Annotated in this window: 2 protein-coding genes and 1 pseudogene; all 3 read right to left on the reverse strand. The window is 72.4% G+C overall.

Annotated features, from left to right (window positions below):
- Positions 1-57 precede the first annotated feature (57 nt).
- Positions 58-1,086 (reverse strand): SGNH/GDSL hydrolase family protein, encoded by a 1,029-nt coding sequence (locus tag PROKR_RS08220; protein ID WP_036961781.1) that lies wholly within the window; start codon positions 1,084-1,086, stop codon positions 58-60.
- Positions 1,087-1,202: 116 nt separating this feature from the next.
- Positions 1,203-3,149 carry a S9 family peptidase gene (locus PROKR_RS08225; RefSeq protein ID WP_036961784.1) on the reverse strand — a complete coding sequence of 649 codons (1,947 nt, stop codon included), beginning with the start codon at positions 3,147-3,149 and terminating at the stop codon, positions 1,203-1,205.
- Between the two features lie 88 nt (positions 3,150-3,237).
- Positions 3,238-3,657 (reverse strand): annotated as a pseudogene (locus tag PROKR_RS08230) (MerR family transcriptional regulator); the annotation flags it as partial.

The following is a 3,657-nucleotide window of genomic DNA, read 5'->3' on the forward strand; positions in this document are numbered from 1 at the left end:
CGGGGGCCGCGCGCACGTGGACGGTCGTGCCGCGCGGCCCCGGGTCAGCGGCTCGGTTCAGTGGCCTCGGTCCGACGACCGCTCCCGGGCCCACCAGGCGTCGAAGTCGACGTCCCGCTCCCTCGCCAGCTCCTCCAGGCGGGCCTTGGTCGGGGGCTGGAAGAGCTTCGGCTTGATCCCGCGGTCGGCGGCGGCGTACTTCTGCTGGAGCTCGGCCTGCTCCGCGGCGCCGTCCTCCGCCCTGGCCAGAACCGTGCTCGTCGCCGCGACGCTCGCGCCGGTCAGCACGCCGCTGACGAGCGGCAGGTAGCCGTTGGCGTGACCGAGCCGGTTCGGGTGGTAGGACTCCTGGACGGGGTTGGAGAAGCCGTTGATCCACTCGGTCGAGTCGCACACGGCGTGGCCGGTGAACCGGCTGACGGGGTTGACGAAGGTGAACCCGCGGGCGGAGGCGGCCGTCTGGGTGACCGAGTTGATGAGCACGACGGCGTTGTTCAGCGCCGTCTCGTCCTCCGGGCTGAAGAAGGTGGCCACGTTGCAGTCCTCGCCCATGAAGATCTTCGGGTAGCCGACGACGACCACCTTCGCGCTCGGGGCCCGCGTCCGGATGGCGGCGTAGAGCGTGTTGAGCCGGCCCGGGAGGGTGCCGGAGATGAAGGTGCGCGCGGCGCCGACCGCGCCGGCGCAGTCGCTGGCCCACGCCGGCAGGGCGCACTCGGTGAGCACGTCGGCGAAGCCGGCGTCGTTGCCGCCCACCGAGATCGTGACGTGCCTCGTGCCCGTGCCCAGCGCGCTGAGCTGGGTGCTCGTCACGTCGGCGACCACGGCTCCCGAGCACGCCCGGAAGTTGAGGCTGTAGCCCCTGGCCGCGGCGGTCAGGCTGGCGTAGGCGTAGGTGGAGCGCAGGCACTCGGTGCCGTCGGCGATGTAGGACCTGGTGCCGGTGCCCGAGGAGTAGGAGTCGCCGAGGGCGACGTAGGACTCCCCGGCGGCGTACGACGGTTCGGCCGGTGTCGTCACGAGCCCGACGGTGGCAAGGGTGGTCGCCGCGATGGTGGCGACGATGCTCAACAGGCGTTGCTTCATGTGGGCAGCTCCCTGAAGGTGGGTCGGGGCACTCCAGTTGTGACCCGATCGCTACCTTTATAGGAGATTTCACCCACCAACCACAATGTCTGGAAAATGAATATCTCACGAGTTCGTCAGGTGTGCGTGATCCCGCCCAGGTGCCGGGCGAGAAAGCGCTCGAGCGTGCGGTACAGCTCGATGTTGCTGTCCGGGTTGATGAACCAGTGGCCCTCCCGCTCGTTGAGCAGGTACTCGACCTCCGCGCCCCGCGAGCGGAGCGCCTGCGCCACGCGGTCGGAGTGCCTGCGGTCGACGCGGACGTCGTTGGCGCCGTGGACCAGCAGCACCGGGGCGGTGATGTCGTCGACCCGGCTGATCGGTGAGCGGGCGAGCATGTCGGCTCGCTGGTCCGGGTTCTCCGGGTCGCCGATGTACCGCAGGTAGCTGTTCTCGACGCTGCGCCGAGCGAACGGCACCACCGACTCCACGAGGTCGACCAGGTCGGACATGCCGGTGTAGCTGACGGCCGCGGCGAACCGGTCCGGGGTGAACGCCGCGCCGACCAGCGCCGCGTAGCCGCCGTAGGAGCTGCCGTAGATCGCCACCCGGTCGGGGTCGGCCCAGCCCTGTTCGACCGCCTGGTCGAGGGCGTCGATCAGGTCGTCGTGCATACGGCCCGCGAACTGGCCGATCGCGGCCTGGGTATGGGCGTTGCCGTATCCGGTGGAGCCGCGGAAGTTGACCTGCAGCACCGCGTAGCCGCGGTTGGCCAGGAGCTGGACCTCGGGGTCGAAGGTCCAGCTGTCGCGGTACCACGGCCCGCCGTGCACCAGCAGCACGGTCGGCAGCCGGCGGGGCTTCACGCCGACCGGCAGGGTGACGTGGCAGGGCAGGTCGAGGCCGTCGCGGGCGGTGAGGGTGACGGGCGTGACCGGGGCGAGCGTGGTGGGGTCGAGGTGCGGGAACGGGCGGAACAGCCGGCGCGACGCCCCGGTGGCGTGGTCGTAGAACCAGGTGACGCCGGGGTTCCGGTCGTGGGTGAAGTCCACCACCCAGAGCCGCGCCGTGGTGTCGCAGGACACGTGGGCCAGGTCGCCGTCGGACAGCTCGGCCAGCCGTGGGAGGACCTCGGCGAAACGCTCGTCGAGGGCGTGGATCTCCTGCCGCTCCCCGAGGTAGCGGACGCCCAGCAGGTTCCCGGTGCCGGGGTGCAGGATCAGCGAGGACGGGAAGCGTGGGTCGGCCTCGGGGCGGGGCGTGTCCAGGTCGAACGTGAAGTGGCTGTCCACCCCGGCCTGCTCGCCCGTGTCCAGGTCGACGCGGACCAGGCGCGTACGGTCCGACCCGCGCGAGGAGCCGGTCCACAGCCCGGTGCCGTCCGGGGTGGGCACGGCCGGCTGGAGCCCGAACGGGTGGTCGGTGCCGGAGAACCGCGCGATCGGTTGCCGCTCGCCCCGGTCCCACCGCGAGAGCACGTGGTCGCCGCCCTTCTCCGTGGTGAGCGCCAGCAGCCGGTCGGCGGTGTGCAGCCAGCCGACGACGTCGCCGGGGTTCTCCGCGACGGTGGTCAGCTCGGCGGTCGCCAGGTCGAGCTCGAAGACGTCGGCCAGGTCGGGCCGGCGCAGGTTGAGCTGGACGACGGCGCCACGCGGCCGCTCCGGCGAGAGCTGCGCCTGGAGCAGGCGCACGCCCGGGAACGGCGTCAGGTCCACGACGGGCTCGTCGGGACGGGTGGGGTCCGCGCGGTGCAGGTGCCAGTTCTCGTCGCCATCCGTGTCTTGCAGGAACAGCAGGTAGCGCCCGTCGGCGGACCAGAAGAAGCTGTCGATGTTCCGCCGGGCGTCTGCGGTGATCCGGCGGGCACCGGCCGGGTCGTTCATGTGCCCGTGCCCGTCGTCGGGCGTCGCCCAGTCGGAGTCCAGGTCGCGGACGAAGACGTTGAGCCGGTCGCGCCACGGCGCCAGGTAGGCGACCTGGGTACCGTCCGGGGACAGCACGGCGCGGCTACGGGTGGGCAGGCCGAAGAGGTCTTCGACGGCGATGAGGTCCGGCGCGGTGGTCGGGTCCGGCGTGGTGGTCATGGCAGGTCCTCGCTCTCGGTGGGTGCGTCACCCCCGAGTCCAGACCCCGACGCCGCGTCGGACTCAATACCTGGCCGAGTGACCCGGGTCACACCGTGCCGAACCGTGCCAGTCGCCGCTGGACCCGGCGCAGGACGTCACGCTGCACGGGGCGGAGCGTCTGCTCGGCCAGCTCGTCCAGCAGGGCCGCGGCCCGCGCGTCGACCGGCGGCACGTCGGTCAGCCGCGCCAGCACCGCCCGGAGGTGCGCCACCAGCTCGCCGGCGAGCGCCGCGACGTCGTCGTCAGGGGCGTCGTCCGGAAGGGCGTAGAAGCGGGCCGTCAGGGTTGCGGGGACGGCCGGCTCCGGGTCCGCGCCGCCGAGCAGGGCGGCGAGGCTCGCGAGATCGTCCCGGCCGAGGAGGTGACCGGCCAGGACGAGCTGCTCGTGCTCGTAGCGGGCCATGCCCGGCGGGAGCCGGGCCGCAGGGGAGCGCCAGGCCGAGAGCTCCGGAGGAAGGTCGGGCGG

Origin of the sequence: Promicromonospora kroppenstedtii DSM 19349 (assembly GCF_000515355.1) — a bacterium.
In the GTDB taxonomy this organism is placed as follows: Bacteria; Actinomycetota; Actinomycetes; order Actinomycetales; family Cellulomonadaceae; genus Promicromonospora; species Promicromonospora kroppenstedtii.